This is a genomic window from Lentzea sp. HUAS12 (genome assembly GCF_024125735.1).
Classification (GTDB): Bacteria; Actinomycetota; Actinomycetes; order Mycobacteriales; family Pseudonocardiaceae; genus Lentzea; species Lentzea albida.
This window is the reverse complement of sequence record NZ_CP099738.1, coordinates 5,451,546-5,471,158: the sequence shown is the minus strand read 5'-3', so window position 1 is coordinate 5,471,158 and position 19,613 is coordinate 5,451,546. Positions and strand designations below refer to the sequence as shown.

Here is a 19,613-nt window from a genome sequence, read left to right as displayed (position 1 = left end):
GGCCGTACTTCTCGAAGAAGCCGACCGCCTGCGCGGTCTTGTTCGAGATGTCGTCCACGGGACTCGTCACGTGGTCGTGCCCTCCTACAACTCCATGCCGGTGGCATTCGCGAGAAACGTCAGTTGGTCCACGGCGAGAGACACCGTCCGGCTCACCGACCGCCCGGCGTGACCGACTTCGGTCTCGCGGCGGATCAGCACCGGGTGCTTGGTCGGATCACTTGACGAAGCGTGCTGCAGCGCCGCGCACATCTTCCTGGCGTGGTTGGGGTCCACACGAGAATCCGACTCGAACACCGTGAACAACACAGAAGGGTACTCAACGTCCGTTACCACTTGGTGATAAGGCGAGTAGGAGAGCAGCCAGCCCAGTTCCTCGGACACGCTTGCGCTGCCGTACTCGTCCGCCCACAGCCGCCCGAGCAGGAACTTCTCGTAGCGCACCATGTCGAGCAGTGGCGCTGAGCACACCACGGCCGCGTACAGCTCGGGGCGCTGGGTCAGCGCGGCGCCCACGAGCAGGCCCCCGTTGGAGCCTCCCATGATCGACAGCTGCTGCGGCGTCGTCCACCCCGTGCGGACCAGGTGCTCCGCCGCGGCGTGGAAGTCGTCGAACACGTTCTGCTTGTTGGCGCGCATGCCGGCGACGTGCCAGTCCTCGCCCTCCTCGTCGCCGCCGCGCAACGACACGTGCACCCACACACCGCCCGCCTCGACCCACGCCAGCGTGGTCGCGCTGTAGCCGGGGCCGCGGCCGATCGCGAAGCCGCCGTAGCCGGTGAGCAGCGCGGGACGGGGCAGGTCGGGCTTCTGCTCGCCGCTCACGACGAACATCCGGACCGTCGTGCCGTCCTTGGAGGAGTACGCGATCTGCTGCGTCGTCACGGCCGGCAGCTCGACGCGACCCGGCGCGGCCTCGTGCAGCACCGTCTCACCGGTGGCGCGCGAGTACCGGAACACCGACTGCGGCGTCACGAAGTCCGTCCACCCGAACCACACGGTGTCCTGGTCGTGCGGCGTCTGGGAGTCCACGACGGACATCCCGTGCAGCGAACCCGTGCCGGGCAGCGGGATCTCCCGCTTGTGCGCGCCGGTCGCGGCGTCGTGCAGGTGCAGTTCGGACACCGCGTGCCGGGTGCGCAGGACGACCAGGTCGCCGTCGAGCCAGCGCACGCCGTCGAGCACCGAGTCGGGCTCCTCGGCGATCAGCTCCGTCCACTCGGTGGGGTTCGCGGGATCGGCGACGCACAGGCGCTGCCGGGGCGCGCCGTGGTTGGTGTGGAGGTAGAGCCTGCCGTCCCTGGCCACGGACGCGGAGCACTGGACGCCCGCCTCGGTGAGGATCACGGGCTTGAGCTCGCCGTCGCCGTGCAGGTCCGCGATCCACACGGAGTCGTGCTTCAGCGTGCTGGGCGACCCGCTCACGACGAGCCAGCGGCCGTCGTGCGAGACCGTCACCGAGTAGTAGAAGGTGTGCGCCTGGTCGTCGCCGTGCACGTTGAGGTCGGTCTGCGGGTCCGTGCCGACCCGGTGGCGCCACACGCGGCGGTGGAACAGCTTCTCGTCCTCGGGCAGCAGCGCCGGGTCGAGCTGGCGCACGTAGTAGAACTCCTCGCCGCCGGGCAGCCAGCCGATCGCGGAGTAGCGGCACCGGTCGATGGGACCCTCGACGAGCTCGCCGGTCTCGACGTCGATCACGTGCAGCAGCGAGTGCTCGTTGCCGCCGACGGACACCTGGTACGCGAGGCGGGTGCCTTCGAGACTGGGGGACCAGGCGTCCAGAGTGGTCCTGCCGGACGGGTCGAGGGCGCTCACGTCGAGCAGCACGCGTTCGGTGCCGTCGCTCTCGCGCACCAGGACGACGGGGTGGTCCTGCTCGGGACCGCGGCGGGTGAAGAACGCCCTGCCGGCGCGCCAGGTCGGAGTGGACACCGATCCCGTGCGCATCAGCTCCCGCAGCCGGGCGTCCAGGCGCTCGCGGCCGGGCATCGCGTCCAGCCAGGAGCGCGCGAGCACGTCCTGCGCCTGCGACCACTCCGCGGTGCGGGGGTCTGCCGTGTCCTCGAGCCAGCGGTACGGATCGGCGACGGTGCGCCCGTGGAGCTGCTCGGCGATGTTCAGCCGCTCGGCGATCGGGTAGGTGATCGTCGCAGGCAGTGGAGTGGAAGGGACCTCTGTCACCTTGTCAAGGGTAGCGGTCTCTTGAAAACCATCTTCGATAGGGAGCGGGTTCACCTCAGGTTCGATCACGCATCCGTGACGCGTCACTTATCACACGTGATTTTTTCCTGGTAAGTGTGGTCTCCTATGGCTGAACCGGTGGAGGTGGTCGCGTGCCAGACCGACAACCGACCCCTATCGGCGGCTCGCTCCAGGGCGAGATCGCGCCGACGGTCCCCCCATGCCGAAATCAGCCCGAGCTGCGGGCGGTGCCCGACGGGGATCGAGACGGGGGAGGTTCCGGTCCGACGCCGGTGGTCTTCCCCTGGGGCAGACGCAAGGTCCTGCTGCTCAACGCCACTTTCGAGCCGCTCACGGCGTTGTCGCTGCGCCGCGCGGTCGTGCTCGTGGTCTGCGGGAAAGCCGAGGTCGTCCACGGGGACGCCTCCGGGCTGGTGCTGCACTCGTCGAAGTCCGAGGTGCTCGTGCCGTCCGTGATCCGGCTGAGCTCCTACGTGCGCGTGCCTTATCGCGGCCGCGTGCCGATGACCCGTGCCGGGCTCATGCACCGCGACCGGTACCGCTGCGCCTACTGCGGCGGGCGGGCCGAGACGATCGACCACGTCGTGCCGCGTTCGCGTGGCGGACCTCACACCTGGACCAACTGCGTCGCCTGCTGTGCGAAGTGCAACCACCGCAAGGCGGACAAGCTGCTGTCCGAACTGGGCTGGCGGCTGCGCGTCGTTCCGGCGGCGCCGCGGGGCCCGCACTGGCGGTTGCTCGCCGGGGTGGCCGAGGCGGATCCGCAGTGGTTGCCGTACCTGGGTGAACCCGCGGCCTGATCTGCCGCGTCCGGGCGGGTCAGGCCGCGAGGGAGAAGTCGTTCCGGCGTGCCGTGATGCGTACGGAGTCGTGGGCCGTGATGCGGACCGAGTCCTGCTGCGCGGTGATGCGGACCGAGTCGTCCGTGGCGGTGATGCGCACGGAATCGTCGGTAGCGGTGATGCGGACCGAGTCGTCGTGCGCGGTGATCCGGACGGAATCGTCGTGTGCGGTGATGCGGACGGAGTCGTCCGTTGCCGTGATGCGCACCGAGTCGTCGTGTGCGGTGATGCGCACCGAGTCGTCGTGTGCGGTGATGCGGACCGAGTCGTCGTGCGCCGTGATCCTGACCGAATCGCTCTGAGCGGTGATGCGCACGGAGTCGTCGAGGGCCGTGATGCGCACCGAGTCGGCGCACGTGATCCTGACCGAATCGCTCGCCGTGATGCGCACGGAGTCGCTCATGGTGATGCGCACGGAGTCGCTCGCCGTGATGCGCACCGAATCGGACGCGGTGATCCGAACGGAGTCGTCCCGCGTGATCCGGACGGAGTCACTCGCGGTGATACGCACTGAATCGTCCTTGTAGCTCGGAAGAGTGAAGGTCACGGCCTGGGCGGGGGTCATCGTGAACATTTTGTGTCCTCCAACTCGTCCGGGGCGGGTGCGCAAGACCCGTATAGGTGAAAAGCTAAGAGGTGGGTGATCCGGGAACAAGACCCCAAACCGGCACCCGTTCGCCTCCGACCGGGTGAGGCCTGACCGGGTGTAACCGCTGCGCCGCACGAGAGCACTCGTTGGCCTTACTGGCCGGTATGGACACGCTCTGTAACGTTCGATCTGATGGAACGTGATGTGGGTCATACCGTGAAAGGCGTGCGGGAACAGGGTTTCCGAGCGCTCACCAGGGCCTGGGCGGTGTCGCTCGTGGGCGACGGCGTGCGGGTCGTCGCGCTGCCGTTGTTCACCGCCGCGAGCACCCGCAGCCCGCTCGCCGTGTCCGCTGTGGCCGTCGCACTCACGTTGCCCTGGTTGCTCGTCGCGCTGCCCGCCGGCGCGCTCGTGGACCGCTGGAGGCCCCGGACCGTTGTCGTGGTGGCGCATTGGCTGCGCGCCGGGGTGACCGGAGTGCTCGCGCTGGCGGTCCACACCGGACACGCGACGGTCGTCGTCTTGTGCGCCACGGCTTTCGTGCTGACCTCCGCCGAGACGTTCGCGGACTCGGCGTCCCAGGTGCTGCTGGTCGAGCTCGCGGGGCCGGGGGAGCTGGAGGCGGCGAACGGCAGGTTCGTGGCCGTCGAAACGGTCGGCATGGACCTCGCCGGTCCGCTGGCCGCCGCGGCGCTGTTCTGGTGGGACCCGGCGGCCTGCTTCGCCCTCGACGCGCTCTCGTTCGCCGTCGCCGCGGTGTTCGTGTCCCGCGTGCCGGACGTCGCCGCGGAACGCTCCGGAGGTGATCTCCGGGGGCAACTGGCCGAGGGCGCGCGGTTCCTCGTGCGGACTCCTGGGCTGCGGTCACTGGTAGTTGCCGTTGCAATCACAGCTTTCTGCGCCGCCGCGATCAACGCGATGCTGGCGCTCTACTCCATCCAGGTACTCGGCCTCGCCGAACCGGTGGTTCCCGCCCTGGTCGTTTGTATGGCGGCCGGTGCTCTGCTAGGTGCGTGGCTGTCCCCGCGGCTCGCGAGGCGGTGGGGTGCGGGCCGGGTCATGGTCGGGTTCCTGGCGTTGCTCGGCGCCGCGTTCGCGTTGTTCGGGCTCACGCCGTGGCTGGTGGTCGCGGTGATCGCGTGCGTGCTGTTCGGCCTGGCGTCCGCGGGGTGGAACGTGCTGTCCGCGACCCGGCGGCAACGACTCACGCCCGGACCGATGATGGGGCGTGTGACCAGCGCTTACCGGGTGCTCGCCTGGGGCCTCTCGCCGCTCGGCGCGGGCCTCGCCGGACCGTTGGCGCAGGCCACGTCGCTGGGCACCGTCTACGTCGTGGCGGGCTCGATCGTGGGATTCACCGCGATCTTGCTGGCCCGGCCGCTCGTGCGCGGCTGAGTTCGGCTACCGTACCCGCCGTGACCATCGTGGAGACCGTTCTCGTCTTCGCGCTGATCCCGCTGGCGATCTACGGCGTGATCACGCTGCTGACGGTGAGGCCAAAGGCCACCCGGATTCCCCGGTACAGGCCCGGCCAGGAGTGGGGCTACGCCCCGGTGTGGTGGAGCGCGAACCCGGCTGGGTTGAGCGCGGAGCACCACAGCGTCGCCGAGCCCGGTACCGCGGGCTCGACCGCCAAGGGAGGCGCACGTGGCAACTGGTAAGGCGATCGAGGCCGTCGACCCGGCGTCGCTGCCGCTCGGTGCCGTCGTGACGAACAGCGGCCGGGTGTCCGCGGCGAAGATGTACGAGCCGCACGCGCCGGAGCTGCCGTTCACGCCGGCCCAGCTCGCGCAGCTGGACGAGGCGCTGACGCTCTCCAGCCGCACCACGGGCCTCGACTTCAGCGTGTACCTGGGCGAGCTCGGCTCGAACGCCCACGAGCGCGCTCAGGAGCTGCACGGCTCCACCGAGCGCCCGTCGCACCACGTCCTCGTGGCCGTGTCGCCGGGCGAGCGCGTCGTCGAGGTCGTGACGGGCGAGGAGTCCCACCGCCGTCTCGCCGACCGCGGCGCCAAGCTCGCGGTGATGAGCATGGTCGCGTCCTTCAAGGAGGGCGACCTCGCGGGCGGCCTCATCTCGGGCCTGCGCATGCTGACCGACCAGGCCGGCAGCACGACCCGTTCCTGATCCTGCTCCTCCGAACCGCCCCCGGTGCCGCACCGGGGGCGTTCGCGTGTTCACGGGCTGACGGCGTTCTGGGCCACCACGAGGTCGGAGATCTTCTCCCAGCCCAGCCTGCGGTACAGGTGCACGCCGTCGGTCGAGGCGAACAGCAGCCCCGTCACCGCGCCCCTGGCCAGCGCCTCGGTGATCAACGCGCCCATCACGACGCTGCCCAGGCCACGCCGCCGATGTGTCTCCGCGGTCTCGATGCGGTGGGCGACGGCGTCCTCCCCGACGACGGCCATCAGCCCGCTCGCCGCCACCTCACCGTCCGCCAGCACCCGCACGCCGATCACCGCGTCCCCGGTCACCTCCACGACGTACCCCGCGGGCGGTTCCGGCGCCGGGTGACCCGCCAGGTCGCGCCGCATGAACGTCTCGTCCGGCCGTGCCACGACCAGACCGGCGGCTTCGAGCTCCGCGATCACCTTCTCCGGTGAGTGCGTGGGGACGCTCAGCCAGTTCGGTTCGGCGGACGCGGCCACGACCGCGGCCAGCGCGGCGGTCTCCGCGTCGTCCGTCGCGATCCACTCGAACACCCGGTGCGGCCGGTTCACGTGGACGACCAGGTGGCCGTCGCGGTGCTCGGACGTCAGCCCGTCGGCCGCGATCCAGCCGCGGTGCCAGCGCTCCACCAGTTCGCCGATCATGCTTCCCCCTCGCCGTTGGACGCGATCACCACGTCGGAGATCCTGTACCAGCCCAGCTTCCGGCACAGCCGCAGGCCGTCCGCGTTCGCGAACACCAGCCCCTCCTGTGCGCCGGCCCTGACGGCCTCCTCGACCAGCACGTTCATCACCAGGCTGCCGAGTCCCCGGCCCCGGTGCCCCGGCTTCGTCCTGAGGCGGTGCGGCACGGCGTCCTCGCCCACGACGGCGATCAGTCCGCTCGCGACGTCCTCGCCGCCGAGCGACGCCACGACCTCGATCACCTCTCCTGGCGTGACCCGCACCGAGCAGCCCTCGGGAGGTCTCGGCTTCGGGTGGTCGAAGAGGCCGCGCCTCAAGAAGGTCTGCCGGTCGTGGACCACGAGTCCGGCCTTCTCGGCCACCCGGGTCACCTCGTCCGGCACCGTGGTCGGCACCGTCAGCCTGGTCGGCACGAACGAGAGCCGGACGTCCTCGGCGTGGGCCACCACGTTCGCGTCACCGGCGAGGATCCGTTCCTCCCGCCTCCCGGGCAGGTCGGCCCAGACGTGCCAGTTGTCCAGCAACGGGTGCGGTTCCAGCGACTCCGCCCTCGACCAGCCCGCGACCCAGCGGTCGACCAGCACGCCGAGCTCCACGCACAGCTCGAGCCGCCGCTCCAGTTCCGCCGTGGACAGTTTTACCGCGACACCGTTGCGCCGCAGGTACTTCAGCAGTCCGAGGAAGTGGTCGGGAACGGCCTCGTACGCCACCTCCGCCGCCTGCCACACGAGCTCGATCCCCGGCAGGAACCACCAGTTCTCGCGCACCGGCGTGATCGAGTACGCCTCACCGAGGGAGTGGCCGGGCCCGACGAGCGCCTCGCACAACGCCAGGTGCAGGCCGTGTTCGTCGGTGGCGTACGTGCCGTCGACCACGTGCACACCGGCCGAGGGGTGCACGTGGGGTGTCCTGAGAGCGACCTCGTTCCACCACCTCCGGCCCTCGGAACCCAGTGGTGCCCACAGGTTCCGCTCCGCCGGCACGCCCTCCCGCCACAGGCGCCACACCTCGCGTGCGGCGGGCGGGGGACGGTGGCCCAGCACCGGGACTTCGTCGCGGCGGGACTGGTCGAGCACGACGTCGGACAGGTCCTCACCCGCGGCGGACGGGACCACCGACACGACGTCCAGCACGATCCCGGCGAGGTCGAGCACCCGGCCGTCGCGGTCGAGGACGCGGAGCGCCACACCGCTGTCGCAGGGCAGGAGGCGGTACGGGGTGTCGCACCCGATCAGCGTCACGACGTCCCCGGACAGGCCCTCGACGTCCGTCGCCCTGGTCAGGACCTCACCACCGCCGCGCACGACCTCGTAGCCGAACAAACGCACCCCCGGGAGACGGGAAGGCCCCGTGCCGCCATCAAAGCGGCACGGGGCCTTCCCCTCCAAGCGATTTCAGGAGCGGTCGAACTCCTGCGCGGCCAGTGCGCGCACGATGCCCGCCCTGCCCTCGGACACCAGGCGGCGCAGGGCCGGCGGGTGCTCGTCGGCCAGCCACGCGTCAGCGGCGTCCACAGTGGACTTCGCGATCGACCACGCCGGGAACATGCCCACGACCATCGACTGCGCGCGCTCGGACGAGCGGCGGTCCCACACGCCCTTGACGTCGGCGAAGTAGCGCTCGACGTACGGCGCGAGCAGCTCCTTCTGGCCGGGGTGCGAGATGCCCGCGATGATCGCCTCGCTGACCGCGTTGGGCAGCTCGTCGTCGTTCACGGCGCGGTCCCAGGCCTCGTCCTTGGCCTCCTTGGTCGGGCGCAGCGCGCGCGTCGACTGGGCGCGGCGGTGGCCGGTGGAGGTCGGGTCGCGCTCCTCCTCGGCGGTGATCTCCGCCAGGTCGGCCTTGCCGTGCGCGACGAGCGCCTGCAGCAGGCGCCAGCGCAGGTCGGTGTCGACCTCCAGGCCCTCCAGGCTCGCGGAACCGTCGTACCAGCCGCGCAGGACCTCGACCGTGGCGTCGTCGAGCACCGACGAGGCCAGCGCGTTCACGAACGCCAGCTGGTGGTCGGAACCCGGCTCGGCCGCCTGGGCCAGTTCGAGGGCCTTCGCCACGAACCGGCGCCAGCCCTCCGCCCGCCACGAGCTGTCCGCGTAGGACGACAGCGAGGTCTGGGCCTGCAGCAGAAGGCGTTGCACCACACCGACCTCGGACTCCGAGCCCAGGCCGCCGAGGACCAGGTTCACGAAGTCGCGGGCCTTGAGCTCGGCCTCGCGGGTCATCTCCCACGCGGCCGACCAGCACAGCGTGCGCGGCAGCGGTTCGGCGATGTCCGAGATGTGGTCGATCAGCCCGGCCAGCGAGTCGGGGTCGAGGCGCATCGTGCAGTACGTCAGGTCGTCGTCGTTGACCAGCACGATCTTGCCGCGGTGCACGCCGACGAGCTCGGGGACCTCGGTGCGGTCGCCCGTCACGTCCAGCTCGTGGCGGTGCGTGCGGACGAGCTTGCCGGAGCCGTCGTCGTCGTAGACGCCGATCGCGATGCGGTGCGTGCGCAGCTCGCCGGCACCCGGACGCGCGCCGCCCTGCAGCACGGCGAACTCGGTGAACTTGCCGTCGGCGTCCACGGTGAACTTGGGGCGCAACAGGTTCAGGCCCGTCGTCTCCAGCCACTGCGCGCTCCACCACGACAGGTCGCGGCCCGACGCCTCCTCCAGCGCGCCCAGCAGGTCCGCGAGGGTCGCGTTGCCCCAGGCGTGCTTGGCGAAGTAGACCCGCAGGCCCGCCAGGAAGTTCTCCAGCCCGACGTACGCGACGAGCTGCTTGAGGACCGAAGCGCCCTTGGCGTAGGTGATGCCGTCGAAGTTGACCTCGACCGCCTGCACGTCGGAGATGTCCGCGGCGACCGGGTGCGTGGACGGCAGCTGGTCCTGCCGGTACGCCCACGACTTCTCGATCTTCGCGAACGTCGTCCAGGCCTGGCGGTACTCGGTGGCCTCGGCCTGCGCGAGCACGGACGCCCAGGTGGCGAACGACTCGTTCAGCCACAGGTCGTCCCACCAGCGCATGGTGACCAGGTCGCCGAACCACATGTGCGCCATCTCGTGCAGCACGGTCTCGGCGCGGCGCTCGTAGAGGTAGCGCGTGACGCGGCTGCGGAAGACGTAGTCCTCGAGGAACGTGACGCAGCCCGCGTTCTCCATCGCGCCCGCGTTGAACTCCGGCACGAAGCACTGGTCGTACTTGCCGAACGGGTACTGCACCCCGAACGCCTTGTGGAAGAACCCGAAGCCCTGCTTGGTCTCCGTGAACAGCCGCTCGTGGTCCATGTGCGGGGCGAGCGAGGCGCGGCAGTAGATGCCGAGCGGGATCTTGAAGTCGCCCTCGACGAACTCGTCGCGCCACTCGGCGTACGGGCCGGCGACCAGGGCCACGATGTAGGTCGACATCGGCTTGGTGGTCGCGAACGTGTGAACGGCCGAGCCGCCCTCGCCGTCCTCGGTGGCGGTGATCTCGCCGTTCGAGATGACCTTCCAGTCGTGCGGTGCCGTCACCTGCATGGAGTAGACGGACTTGAGGTCGGGCTGGTCGAAGCACGCGAACATGCGCTTGGCGTCCGCGGTCTCGAACTGCGAGTACAGGTACACACCGCCGTCGACCGGGTCGACGAAGCGGTGCAGACCCTCGCCGGTGTTCATGTACCGGCAGTCGGCCTCGATCGTGAGCTCGTTGGTCTCCGCGAGGTCCGGCAGCCTGATGCCGTCCTCCTCGCGGTAGTCGGAGACGTCGATCTCGCTCCCGTTGAGCACAGCGCGGTGCACGGTCGCCGCCACGATGTCGATCCACGAGGAAGCACCCGGAGTCCGGCTGCGGAACACCACGGTGGTGGTGGAGCGGAACGTGTCCGTACCCGGCTTTCCGCCGCCGTCGGTCAGGTCCAGCTCGATCCGGTAGGACTCCACTTCCAGCAGCTCAGCACGGTCCTGAGCCTGGTCGCGGGTGAGGTTGGGCGCGGCCACTGGTCACCTCGTCTGCCACGCGTTTGGTTACGCGCTGACGTCGTCGGGAATGGTTATGACTCCCGCATCCAATCACGGAACCGGCGTACGGGAAGAGATGACAGGGTGATCTGGTTGGGCTGATGGGGCGATAACCGCACCCGACGCGACAGAACGCGACCGAAGGGGCACGCATGGCCGACAAGGCGAAGGTCGACTTCTACTTCGACCCTCTTTGTCCGTTCGCCTGGATCACCTCCCGGTGGATCCTCGAGGTGGAGAAGGTCCGCGACATCGACCTGAGCTTCCACGTGATGAGTCTTTCCGTGCTGAACGAGGGCCGTGACCTGCCCGAGCAGTACAAGGAGCTCATGACGAAGGGCTGGGGTCCGGTCCGCGTGGCCATCGCCGCCGAGCAGAAGTTCGGCAACGAGGTGCTGCCGAAGCTGTACACGGCGCTGGGCACGCGCATCCACAACGAGGGCATCAAGGACTTCGACGAGGTCATCCCGAAGGCGCTCGAGGAGGCCGGCCTGCCCGCCGAGCTCGCCGAGGCCGCCGACTCGACCGAGTACGACGAGGCGCTGCGGGCCTCGCACCACCGCGGCATGGACCCGGTCGGCATGGACGTCGGCACGCCGACCATCCACATCGACGGCGTCGCGTTCTTCGGCCCGGTGCTGACGAAGATCCCGCGGGGCGAGGAGGCGGGCACGATCTTCGACGGCGCCCGGCTGCTGGCCGGCTACCCGTACTTCTTCGAGCTGAAGCGCACCCGGACGGGTGACCTCGACTTCAGCTGAGCCCGGATTTTCTGTCAGGGGTGCTCGCTACCGTCCCTGACATGGCAGTTCACCGCGTCGAAGTCGCAGTCCAGGGCCCTTGGTCGCTGGCCACCTCCCGCGCGTTCTGGGAGGGCTTCACCCCGTCCGCGCTCCCCGAGCGCACGGGCGAGGCGCTGGAGGCGACCTTCCTGGTCGAAGGTGAGTGGCGCCGTGCTTCGGTCTCCGTGACCCAGCACGGCGCCACTGCTGTTCTGTCGCTGTCCGGCGCCGGCGACCTCGACCGCGCGGCGGCGCAGGTGTGCCGCTTCCTGTCCCTGGACGTCGACGGCCGCGCGTGGCCCGACGTAGGTCTGCGAGACCCGGTCATAGCTCTCGCCCAATCGTCGTTGCCCGGCTTGCGGCCGTGCGGCTTCTACTCGCCGTACGAGGCGGCGGCGTGGTCGGTGCTGGCCCAGCGGATCCGCATGTCGCAGGCGGCCGCCCTGAAGGCCTCGCTGCTCCGTGACGGGGTGTTCATCCCACCGGCGGAGCTGCGCGGTGCCGCCCTCGACCTACCCGGCCGCAAGGCCGAGTACCTGCGGGCGGTGGCCGAGGCCGCGCTGGACGGGGTGCTGGACGGCCCTCGCCTGCGTGCCCTGAAGCCGGCCGCCGCCGTGCTGGAGGTGCAGCAGGTCAAGGGGCTGGGGCCGTTCGCGGCGGAGCTGGTGGTGCTGCGCGGGGCCAACGCCCCGGACGCCGTGCCGCACAACGAGGCCCGGCTCAGCGACGAGGTGGCGGAGCGGTACGGCAGGCCGCTGGCCGAGGTGTCGGAGGCTTGGCGGCCTTACCGGACGTGGGCTTCGGTGCACCTGCGGGTGTTGCGGGAGCGGCGGCTGGCAGGGGTGCCGGCAGGTGCGCAGGCCGAGGCCGTGCCTGGCTGAGCCGCGCCGTGGCTGAGCGGCGCTTGGCTGAACGGCGCTTCGCTGAGCCGCGTCCGGCCGAGCCCGCGCTTGGCTGAGCCGCGTCTTGCGGAGTCGCGCCTGGCCGAGCTCGCGTCTCGCTGAGTCGCGCCCGGCCCAGCCCTGCCTCGCTGAACCGCGTCGCGACAGCCGTACCGCGCTTCCGGCGTGGGCTTGCCCGCCGCCTCTGCAACTCCGCCCCCATCTCCACCCCGACCCCCGCCCATCCCCGCCCCGCCCCATCCCCGCCCCACTCCGACGTGACCGCCGCCAGCCGATGTGACAGGCTGACCTGCTGTCAGCGCAGTGGTGTCACATCCGCCTGGAGGGCTCTCGTGATCGAGGTCGTCAACCCCGCCACCGAGGAAGTCATCGGCACGCTCCCCGAAGGCACACCGGCCGACGTGGACGCGGCCGTGGCCAAGGCCGTCCAGGCCTTCCCCGCGTGGTCGGAGACCCCGGTCGAGGAACGCGCCAAGGCCGTCCAGGCGATCATCGACGGCCTGAAGGAGCGCGCGGACGAACTGGCCGCCACCATGACCCGCGAGATGGGCACGCCCCTCACCTTCAGCCAGAAGGTGCAGGTCGCGAACCCCGTTTCGATCGCCGAAGGCGTCGCGAAGGTGCTGGAGGCCGGCTACTTCGAACCGGAGGAGATCGGCAACTCGCTGGTCTTCCGCGAGCCGGTCGGGGTCGTCGCGGCGATCACGCCGTGGAACTTTCCGCTGCAGCAGATGGTCGCGAAGGTCGTCCCGGCGCTCGCCGCGGGTAACACCGTGGTGCTCAAGCCGAGCGAGCTCGCGCGGGGGACCGCCGACCTGCTCGCCGAGATCATCGCCGGCGCGACTCCGCCGGACGTGTTCCAGCTCGTCCACGGCACCGGGCCGGTCGTCGGGGAGGCGCTGGCCGCTCACCCGGACGTCGACATGGTGTCGTTCACCGGCTCGACGAAGGCGGGGCGGCGGGTGTCCGCCGTGGCCGCGGAGACGGTCAAGCGGGTGGCGCTCGAGCTGGGCGGCAAGTCCGCGTGCATCGTGCTCGACGACGCCGACCTCGGGCGCGCGGTGAAGATCGCGGTCGCGAACTCGTTCATGAACAACGGCCAGGCGTGCAGCGCGTGGACCCGGCTGCTGGTGCCCGCCGAACGCCACGACGAGGCGGTCGAGCTGGCCGCCCAGGCGGCGAAGAAGTACACCCCGGCCGACCCCGCTGAGCCGTCGACGCGGATCGGGCCGGCGGTGTCGAAGGCGCAGCGCGACCGCGTCTTCGGCTACATCCGCAAGGGTGTCGAGGAGGGGGCGACGCTCGCCGCCGGTGGGCCGGAAGCCCCGCTGCCGCGCGGTTTCTACGTCACGCCGACGGTGTTCGGGGGCGTGACGCCGGAGATGACCATCGCGCAGGAGGAGATCTTCGGGCCGGTGCTGTCGGTCATGCCGTACGCCGACGAGGCCGACGCGGTGCGCATCGCGAACTCGACCATCTACGGACTGGCGGGTGCCGTGTTCTCCGCGGACACCGACCGGGCGCTGCGGGTCGCGAGGAGGCTCCGCACCGGGCAGGTCGACATCAACGCGGCCGCGTTCAACACGAGCGCGCCGTTCGGCGGGTACCGGCAGTCGGGCAACGGCCGCGAGTTCGGGCGGTTCGGGCTGGACGAGTTCTGCGAGGTCAAGTCGGTCCAGCGGTAATTGAGCTGCGCGCGGCGCCGCACGCGCGTATCACTGCGGGCATGGCTGACTCGGCGCTGAGCATCCGGACCATCACCGAAGCCGACCTCCGCGACTTCCAGGGGGTGATGGCGTGGGCCTTCCTCAGCGATCCGGCGGGGGAGGACAGCAAGTGGCTCAAGGTCCTCGAACCGGACCGGGCGCACGCGGTGTTCGACGGCGACGAGATGATCGGCACCGCCGGGATCCTGAGTCGGCAGATCACCGTTCCGGGTGAACGCCAAGCCCCGGCCGGAGCCGTGACCGTCGTGTCGGTGAAACCCGGCCATCGGCGTCGTGGCGTGGCTTCGCTGCTGATGAAGACGCAGCTGCACGGCATGCACGAGAACGGTGAGGCGGTCGCGATGCTGTGGGCGTCCGAGGGGGCGATCTACCGCAGGTACGGGTACGGCGAATACGCCACAAGCCTCGCCATGCTGACGATGCCGACGCGTATGCCGTTCCACAGCAACGTGCATGTGAGCGACGCACGGATCCGTCAGGTGACGCGAGAAGAAGCGCTGCCGGTCATGCGCGAGATCCACGAAAGGGTGTGGCGCAAGCGGGTCGGTTGGGTGAGCCGGGTCGAGCAGACGTGGGACGTGCAGCTGGGGGACCGCGAGGTCGACCGCAACGGGCTCACCTCCTACCGGTACGCCCTGCACCCCGAGGGGTACGTGGTGTTCCGGGTCAAGTACGCGGGGGATTCCGGCGGTCCGGCCAACGAACTGCACGTCCGCGAGCTCGTTTGCGAGACGGACCAGGCGTACGCCGACCTCTACCGGTTCCTGCTGGACATGGACCTGGCGGCGAGCATCTCCTTCTACACCGCCTGGGACGACCCGATTCTGCACATGGTCGACAACCCGCGGAAGGTCCGCCGCGAGGCGACCGACGCGCTGTGGATCCGGATCGTCGACGTCGACCGGGCGCTGCCGCTACGCGCGTACTCGTCCGATGTGGACAGCGTGCTGGAGGTCGAGGACTCGTTCTGCCCGTGGAACTCCGGCCGTTGGCGCCTCACGGTGAAGAACGGGGAGGCGGCGGTCACGCGCACCGAGGACCCGGCGGACGTGTCGCTGGACGTCGCCGCGCTCGGCAGTGTTTTCCTCGGCGGGCCACGGCTTTCCGTGCTCAGGCACGCACACCGCGTGGTCGAGCACACGCCCGGACACGTGGACGCGCTGACGTTGGCGTTCCTCGGCACACGTGAGCCACATTGCCCCGAGGTGTTCTGACGGAACTCACGGCCGTTGTTGCTCGTTGACGGATCACCTGGTGTGGGAGGTAATGCCGTGGGCACCGTCGTGTGGGTCGTAGTGCTGGTACTGCTGGTCGCTGGTGTGTTCTACCTGGTCAGTCAGAGCAACGCGCGCAAGGCGCGGGAGCTCGACGACGCCAAGGCGGAGGCACGTCGCTGGGTCGAGCGGCTGGGCGGGCAGGTGATGAGCCTCACCGGCAGCAACGCCGCCGCGACGCAGGCGCTGGCCGACGCGTCCGAGCGCTTCACCGCCGCCGGGTCGCAGATGGAGCAGGCCCGCACGATCCCGCAGGCCAAGCTGGTCACCGAGACCGCGATGGAGGGCCTGCACTACGTGCGCGCGGCCCGGCAGGCCATGGACATGGACCCCGGTCCCGCCCTGCCCGAGAGCGCCGGCCAGAAGCAGGCGGGTGCCGTCAGCGAGGACCGCCAGGTCAGCGTCGAGGGCCACCAGTACGCCGCGTCGCCGCACTCCGGTTCGGGCACGCCCTACTACTACCCCGGTGGCATGGTCGCCGGACGTCCGGTGCCGCGTGGCTGGTACTCCGAGCCGTGGTGGAAGCCCGCGCTCGTGGCCGGCGCCTGGGGCGTGGGCACGTTCCTGCTGATGGACGCCATGTTCTCCGGCATGCACGGCGTCGGCGACTACGGCATGGGCGACATGGGCATGGGCGACATGGGGGACATGGGCGGTGTCTCCGACGCCGTCGACATGGGCGACACCGGGGGCTTCGACTTCGGCGACATGGGCGGCGGGTTCGACTTCTAGCCCGCTACGGCTGGCAGACCGGGCACCAGAAGAGGTTGCGACCCGCGAGTTCGGTGGTCAGGACCTCGGTGCCGCAGAGGAAGCACGGCTCCCCGGCGCGGCGGTAGACGTACACCTCACCGCCGTGCCGGTCCACGCGCGGCGCCCGGCCCATGGCCTTCGGCATGTGCTCGCGGCGCACGGTGTTGATCTGCCCGACCTTCACGCCGTCCTTCATGAGCACGACGAGGTCGGCCCAGATCGCGTCCCACAGCTCGCGGCTCACCTTGGTGCCGGTCAGCATCGGGTTCACGTTGTGCCGGAACAGCACCTCGGCGCGGTAGACGTTGCCGACGCCCGCGAGGACGCTCTGGTCCATCAGCAGCACGGCCAGCGACTGCTTCGACCGGATGATCCGCTCGTAGGCGCGGTCCGGGTCGGCGTCGCGGCGCAAGGGGTCGGGCCCGAGCCGGTCGCGGATCGCCTTGACCTCGGCCTTGTTCAGCACCTCGCACGCCGTCGGGCCGCGCAGGTCCGTCCAGTGCGTCTCGCCGACCATCCGCATGCGGACCTGGCCCACGGGCAGCAGGACCGGCAGCGGCGACTCGGTGAACGTGCCGTACAGGCCGAGGTGGACGTGCACGATCGCGTCCGGGCCGTACACGTGGAACAGGTGCTTACCGTGCGCCTCGGCGCGGACGAGCTTCCGCCCGTCCACAAGGGACGCCGCGAAGCGCCCCTGTGGACTCGTGACGGCGACGGGCCCGCCCGCGTACCGGCGCTGGTGCAGCCGCGCGAGGCGGTGCAGCGTGTGGCCTTCGGGCATCAGGCCCTGTTCTCGTAGGCGCTGACCTGGTCGATGCGGCGCTGGTGGCGCGGCTCACCCGAGAACGGCGTCCTGAGGAACTCCGACACGATCTCGGTCGCCTCCTCGGTCGTGTGCTGGCGGGCGCCGATGCCGACCAGGTTGGCGTCGTTGTGCTGACGGGCGAGCTGCGCGGTGTCGACGTTCCACGCCAGTGCCGCGCGGGCGCCCTTCACCTTGTTCGCGGCGATCTGCTCGCCGTTGCCGGAGCCGCCGATGACGACGCCCAGGCTGCCGGGGTCGGCGACGACCTTCTCGGCGGCGTCGACGCAGAACGACACGTAGTCGTCCTGGGCGTCGTACTCGTGGGCGCCGACGTCGACGACCTCGTAGCCCTGCTCGGTGAGAGCCTTGGACAGGTGGGACTTCAGCTCGAAGCCAGCGTGGTCTGCTGCCAGATAAACGCGCACGTCACGAGTCTGACACGCTGGTGTGTGTGTTCAGCCAAGAGGGGTACCAGCTGAAGCTGGAATGGGGGCCCGAGGGCGTCCACGCGCTGCGGGACTGCGACGTGCTGGTCGTCGTGGACGTCCTGTCGTTCACGACGTCCGTCGACCTGGTCGTCGGCAACGGGGGCCAGGTGCGCCCGTCCCGCTGGAAGCCCGCTTCGGGCCGGACTTTGCGACCAGCGTCACTCGTCGACGCGACCGGGCTGGTCGAGCTGCCGTCGCCGAACGGGTCGAACCTCTGCGCGCTCGCGGGGGAGACCGGCGCACACGTGCTCGCGGCGTGCCTGCGCAACGCGTCCGCCGTCGCCAGGAGGGCCCAGGAGCTGGGGAAGACCATCGGGGTGGTCCCCGGCGGCGAGCGCTGGGGCCTCGACGTCCTCCACTCGGGTCCGCGCGAGTTCGGGCCGTTGCGCCCGTGCGTCGAGGACTACCTGGGTGCGGGCGCGGTCATCGCGGCGCTGGCGGGGAAGGCGTCGCCGGAGGCGCGGCTCGCGGCCACCGCGTTCCGGACCACCGACGTGCCGGCCGCGGTGCGGGGCTGCGGGTCGGGCCGGGAGCTGGTCGAGAACGGCCACCGCGCCGACGTCGACCTCGCGGTGCGGATCAACGTCAGCAGCGCCGTCCCCGTGCTGGTCGACGGGGTCCTGCGGTGATCGGGATCGCTCCGGGCGTGTTCGTCCGCCGGCACGCCGAACTCGACCTGACGCTCGGGCTCGTCGTGGGGTTCGGCGAGTCGCTGCTCGTCGACTCCGGCATGGACGTCGCGTTGGCACGCGAGGTGCGTCCGTCCCGGATCGTGTTGACGCACAACCACTTCGACCACGTGCTGGCGACCGAGGCGTTCCTGCCGTGCGAGGTGTGGGCGCACGAGGACTGCGTCGTGGACTCCGGGCTGCTCGAAGACCGGGCGAAGTACTACGACGACCCCTTCACCGGCACTCTCGTCGCGCCCACGCACACGTTCCGCGACACCGTCACGCTGGACGTGGGCGGGCGGCGCGTCGACCTGCACCACTTCGGTCCCGCGCACACCTCGCACGACGTGGTCGTGCACGTGCCGGACTGCGGTGTCGTGTTCGCGGGTGACCTGGTGGAGCAGGGCGCGCCCGCTCAGGCGGGTCCGGACGCGACGCCGTCGAACTGGCGCCACGTCCTCGACCGGCTGCTGGAACTGGACCCGCGCGTCGTCGTGCCGGGCCACGGGGACCCGGTCGACGCCCGGTTCGTGAGGGAGATGGCTATCCCGGAGGCCACGTGAGGCCGCGCCCGCCCAGGACGTGGCAGTGCACGTGGAAGACGGTCTGGCCGCCGTCCTTGCCTGTGTTGAAGACGAGCCGGTAGCCGGACTCGTCGATCCCCTCGGCCTTCGCCACCTGGTGCGCGGTGGCGAGAACCTGCCCCGCGAGCACCGGGTCGACGTCGCCGATCGCCGCGTGGTGCTCCTTGGGGATCACCAGAACGTGCGTGGGCGCCTTGGGGTCGATGTCGCGGAACGCGAGCGTCGTGTCGGTCTCGGTCACGACGCTCGCCGGGATCTCGCCCGCGACGATGCGGCAGAACAGGCAGTCGGTCACGCCCGCATCGTATTGGTACCGATCGGCCCTGTCGTTCATGCCCGCCGACGGTGAACCATGTCCGCGTGAAGGGCGCCAAACTGCTGGTGGTCGTGCGGTGCCTCATCAGTCTCGCGATCGGCGTGCTGCTCCTGGTCCTCGCGATCCGCTTCGGTGAGGCGCTCTGGCGGGCGTTCCACTAGTTCCTCAGTGGACGAAGCAGAACTCGTTGCCCTCCGGGTCGCGCATGACCTGGAAGCTGCCCTTCTCGTCGGTGTGCACGACACCTTCGCGGGTGGCGCCGAGGCTCACCGCCCTCACGACCGCGGCCTCGATGTCGTCGACCTCGAAGTCGAGGTGGAACCGGTTCTTCACGTCCTTGCGCTCGGGCACGGGCTGGAACGACATCCGCACCCCGCCGGGCGGTTCGACGTGCGCCCACCCGAGCTCGCGGTTCACCGGCTCACCGCCGAGCAGTTCCGCCCAGAACCGGACGAGCCTGCCCGGGTCGTTGCTGTCGATGACGATCTGTTCCAGCCTCACGTCTCCACCAGGTTCTCTCGGGCCCAGTCACAACAGAGGTCGAGCAGTCCGAGCACCTTGTGCCCCCGCGCCGTCAGCTCGTACTCGACCCGCGGCGGGTTCTCCACGAACGCCTCGCGCGAAACCGTCCCGTCGCGCTCCATCGCCCGCAACGTCTCGGCGAGCACCTTGGGCGTCACCCACGGCATCTCGGCACGGAGCTGCGTGAACCGCCGCCGCCCGTCCTGCAACGCCCGCAACACGTGCGCGGTCCACTTGTCACCGATGCGGTACGGCAGGTCGTGCGTGCATTCCACCTGCTCACCCCCGATATCGTTGCGGAAACCGGCTGTCCGCACCCTACCT

Annotated in this window: 21 protein-coding genes; 11 read left to right on the top strand and 10 right to left on the bottom strand. The window is 70.3% G+C overall.

The genetic code is table 11. The annotated features are described in order from the left end of the window. Window positions 1-84 precede the first annotated feature (84 nt). Entirely contained in the window at window positions 85-2,181 is a 2,097-nt protein-coding gene (locus ND450_RS24545; RefSeq protein WP_253321036.1) for a prolyl oligopeptidase family protein, read from the bottom strand. Between the two features lie 152 nt (window positions 2,182-2,333). On the opposite strand from ND450_RS24545, the gene ND450_RS24540 reads away from it, so the two are divergent. Continuing rightward, window positions 2,334-3,002: an HNH endonuclease gene (locus ND450_RS24540; RefSeq protein ID WP_253321035.1), complete on the top strand. Its 669-nt coding sequence runs from the start codon at window positions 2,334-2,336 to the stop codon at window positions 3,000-3,002. 19 nt (window positions 3,003-3,021) lie between these two features. Here the strand turns inward: ND450_RS24540 and ND450_RS24535 are convergent, their stop codons facing one another. Continuing rightward, window positions 3,022-3,618, bottom strand: coding sequence for a DUF2345 domain-containing protein (locus tag ND450_RS24535; RefSeq protein WP_253321034.1), 597 nt, complete (start codon window positions 3,616-3,618; stop codon window positions 3,022-3,024). Window positions 3,619-3,858: 240 nt separating this feature from the next. Between ND450_RS24535 and ND450_RS24530 the strand changes: the two genes are divergently transcribed. From ND450_RS24530 to ND450_RS24520, 3 genes are read left to right on the top strand one after another with little or no spacing between them, the layout of a single operon-like run. Next, window positions 3,859-5,028 (top strand): MFS transporter, encoded by a 1,170-nt coding sequence (locus ND450_RS24530; RefSeq protein WP_253321033.1) that lies wholly within the window; start codon window positions 3,859-3,861, stop codon window positions 5,026-5,028. Between the two features lie 20 nt (window positions 5,029-5,048). Further along, the gene (locus tag ND450_RS24525) at window positions 5,049-5,294 is read left to right on the top strand and encodes a hypothetical protein (RefSeq protein WP_253321032.1); all 246 of its coding nucleotides are present in this window, start codon (window positions 5,049-5,051) and stop codon (window positions 5,292-5,294) included. Continuing rightward, window positions 5,281-5,760 carry a DUF5130 family protein gene (locus tag ND450_RS24520; RefSeq protein ID WP_089922189.1) on the top strand — a complete coding sequence of 160 codons (480 nt, stop codon included), beginning with the start codon at window positions 5,281-5,283 and terminating at the stop codon, window positions 5,758-5,760. The genes ND450_RS24525 and ND450_RS24520 overlap by 14 nt, the downstream gene beginning before the upstream one ends. 50 nt (window positions 5,761-5,810) lie before the next feature. On the opposite strand, the gene ND450_RS24515 is transcribed toward ND450_RS24520, so the two are convergent. The 3 genes from ND450_RS24515 to pepN form a co-directional block, all read right to left on the bottom strand. Further along, the gene (locus ND450_RS24515) at window positions 5,811-6,446 is read right to left on the bottom strand and encodes a GNAT family N-acetyltransferase (RefSeq protein ID WP_253321031.1); all 636 of its coding nucleotides are present in this window, start codon (window positions 6,444-6,446) and stop codon (window positions 5,811-5,813) included. Continuing rightward, the gene (locus tag ND450_RS24510) at window positions 6,443-7,813 is read right to left on the bottom strand and encodes a GNAT family N-acetyltransferase (protein ID WP_253321030.1); all 1,371 of its coding nucleotides are present in this window, start codon (window positions 7,811-7,813) and stop codon (window positions 6,443-6,445) included. Before ND450_RS24510 ends, ND450_RS24515 begins: the two co-directional genes overlap by 4 nt. A gap of 66 nt (window positions 7,814-7,879) precedes the next feature. Next, window positions 7,880-10,441, bottom strand: a complete 2,562-nt coding sequence (gene pepN, locus ND450_RS24505) for an aminopeptidase N (RefSeq protein WP_253321029.1) — start codon at window positions 10,439-10,441, stop codon at window positions 7,880-7,882. Window positions 10,442-10,614: 173 nt separating this feature from the next. Between pepN and ND450_RS24500 the strand changes: the two genes are divergently transcribed. The 5 genes from ND450_RS24500 (at window position 10,615) to ND450_RS24480 (ending at window position 15,879) form a co-directional block, all read left to right on the top strand. Continuing rightward, on the top strand, window positions 10,615-11,223 hold the full coding sequence (locus ND450_RS24500) for a DsbA family protein (protein ID WP_253321028.1): 609 nt from the start codon (window positions 10,615-10,617) through the stop codon (window positions 11,221-11,223). A gap of 41 nt (window positions 11,224-11,264) precedes the next feature. Further along, the gene (locus ND450_RS24495) at window positions 11,265-12,125 is read left to right on the top strand and encodes a DNA-3-methyladenine glycosylase (protein WP_253321027.1); all 861 of its coding nucleotides are present in this window, start codon (window positions 11,265-11,267) and stop codon (window positions 12,123-12,125) included. Window positions 12,126-12,478: 353 nt separating this feature from the next. After that, window positions 12,479-13,831, top strand: coding sequence for an aldehyde dehydrogenase family protein (locus ND450_RS24490; protein ID WP_253321026.1), 1,353 nt, complete (start codon window positions 12,479-12,481; stop codon window positions 13,829-13,831). A 41-nt stretch (window positions 13,832-13,872) separates the two neighbouring features. Then, window positions 13,873-15,087, top strand: coding sequence for a GNAT family N-acetyltransferase (locus tag ND450_RS24485; protein WP_253321025.1), 1,215 nt, complete (start codon window positions 13,873-13,875; stop codon window positions 15,085-15,087). A 57-nt stretch (window positions 15,088-15,144) separates the two neighbouring features. Then, the gene (locus ND450_RS24480) at window positions 15,145-15,879 is read left to right on the top strand and encodes a hypothetical protein (RefSeq protein ID WP_089922196.1); all 735 of its coding nucleotides are present in this window, start codon (window positions 15,145-15,147) and stop codon (window positions 15,877-15,879) included. A 4-nt stretch (window positions 15,880-15,883) separates the two neighbouring features. Here ND450_RS24480 and ND450_RS24475 read toward each other — a convergent pair whose 3' ends face one another. Together ND450_RS24475 and ND450_RS24470 are read right to left on the bottom strand one after the other, a co-directional pair. Then, window positions 15,884-16,684, bottom strand: coding sequence for an Fpg/Nei family DNA glycosylase (locus tag ND450_RS24475; protein ID WP_253321024.1), 801 nt, complete (start codon window positions 16,682-16,684; stop codon window positions 15,884-15,886). Beyond that, window positions 16,684-17,133: a ribose-5-phosphate isomerase gene (locus ND450_RS24470; protein ID WP_253321023.1), complete on the bottom strand. Its 450-nt coding sequence runs from the start codon at window positions 17,131-17,133 to the stop codon at window positions 16,684-16,686. Before ND450_RS24470 ends, ND450_RS24475 begins: the two co-directional genes overlap by 1 nt. A 26-nt stretch (window positions 17,134-17,159) precedes the next feature. Between ND450_RS24470 and ND450_RS24465 the strand changes: the two genes are divergently transcribed. Together ND450_RS24465 and ND450_RS24460 are read left to right on the top strand one after the other, a co-directional pair. Further along, a complete protein-coding gene (locus tag ND450_RS24465) occupies window positions 17,160-17,825 on the top strand; it encodes a 2-phosphosulfolactate phosphatase (protein WP_371927408.1) in 666 nt (221 codons plus the stop codon). Beyond that, window positions 17,822-18,430 (top strand): MBL fold metallo-hydrolase, encoded by a 609-nt coding sequence (locus tag ND450_RS24460; protein WP_253321021.1) that lies wholly within the window; start codon window positions 17,822-17,824, stop codon window positions 18,428-18,430. The genes ND450_RS24465 and ND450_RS24460 overlap by 4 nt, the downstream gene beginning before the upstream one ends. On the opposite strand, the gene ND450_RS24455 is transcribed toward ND450_RS24460, so the two are convergent. From ND450_RS24455 to ND450_RS24445, 3 genes are all read right to left on the bottom strand, one after another. Beyond that, the gene (locus ND450_RS24455; protein ID WP_371927407.1) at window positions 18,411-18,746 is read right to left on the bottom strand and encodes a histidine triad nucleotide-binding protein; all 336 of its coding nucleotides are present in this window, start codon (window positions 18,744-18,746) and stop codon (window positions 18,411-18,413) included. The genes ND450_RS24460 and ND450_RS24455 overlap by 20 nt on opposite strands. A 186-nt stretch (window positions 18,747-18,932) precedes the next feature. Next, a complete protein-coding gene (locus tag ND450_RS24450) occupies window positions 18,933-19,268 on the bottom strand; it encodes a VOC family protein (protein ID WP_253321019.1) in 336 nt (111 codons plus the stop codon). Then, on the bottom strand, window positions 19,265-19,564 hold the full coding sequence (locus ND450_RS24445) for a helix-turn-helix domain-containing protein (RefSeq protein WP_253321018.1): 300 nt from the start codon (window positions 19,562-19,564) through the stop codon (window positions 19,265-19,267). Before ND450_RS24445 ends, ND450_RS24450 begins: the two co-directional genes overlap by 4 nt. Between the last annotated feature and the right edge of the window lie 49 nt (window positions 19,565-19,613).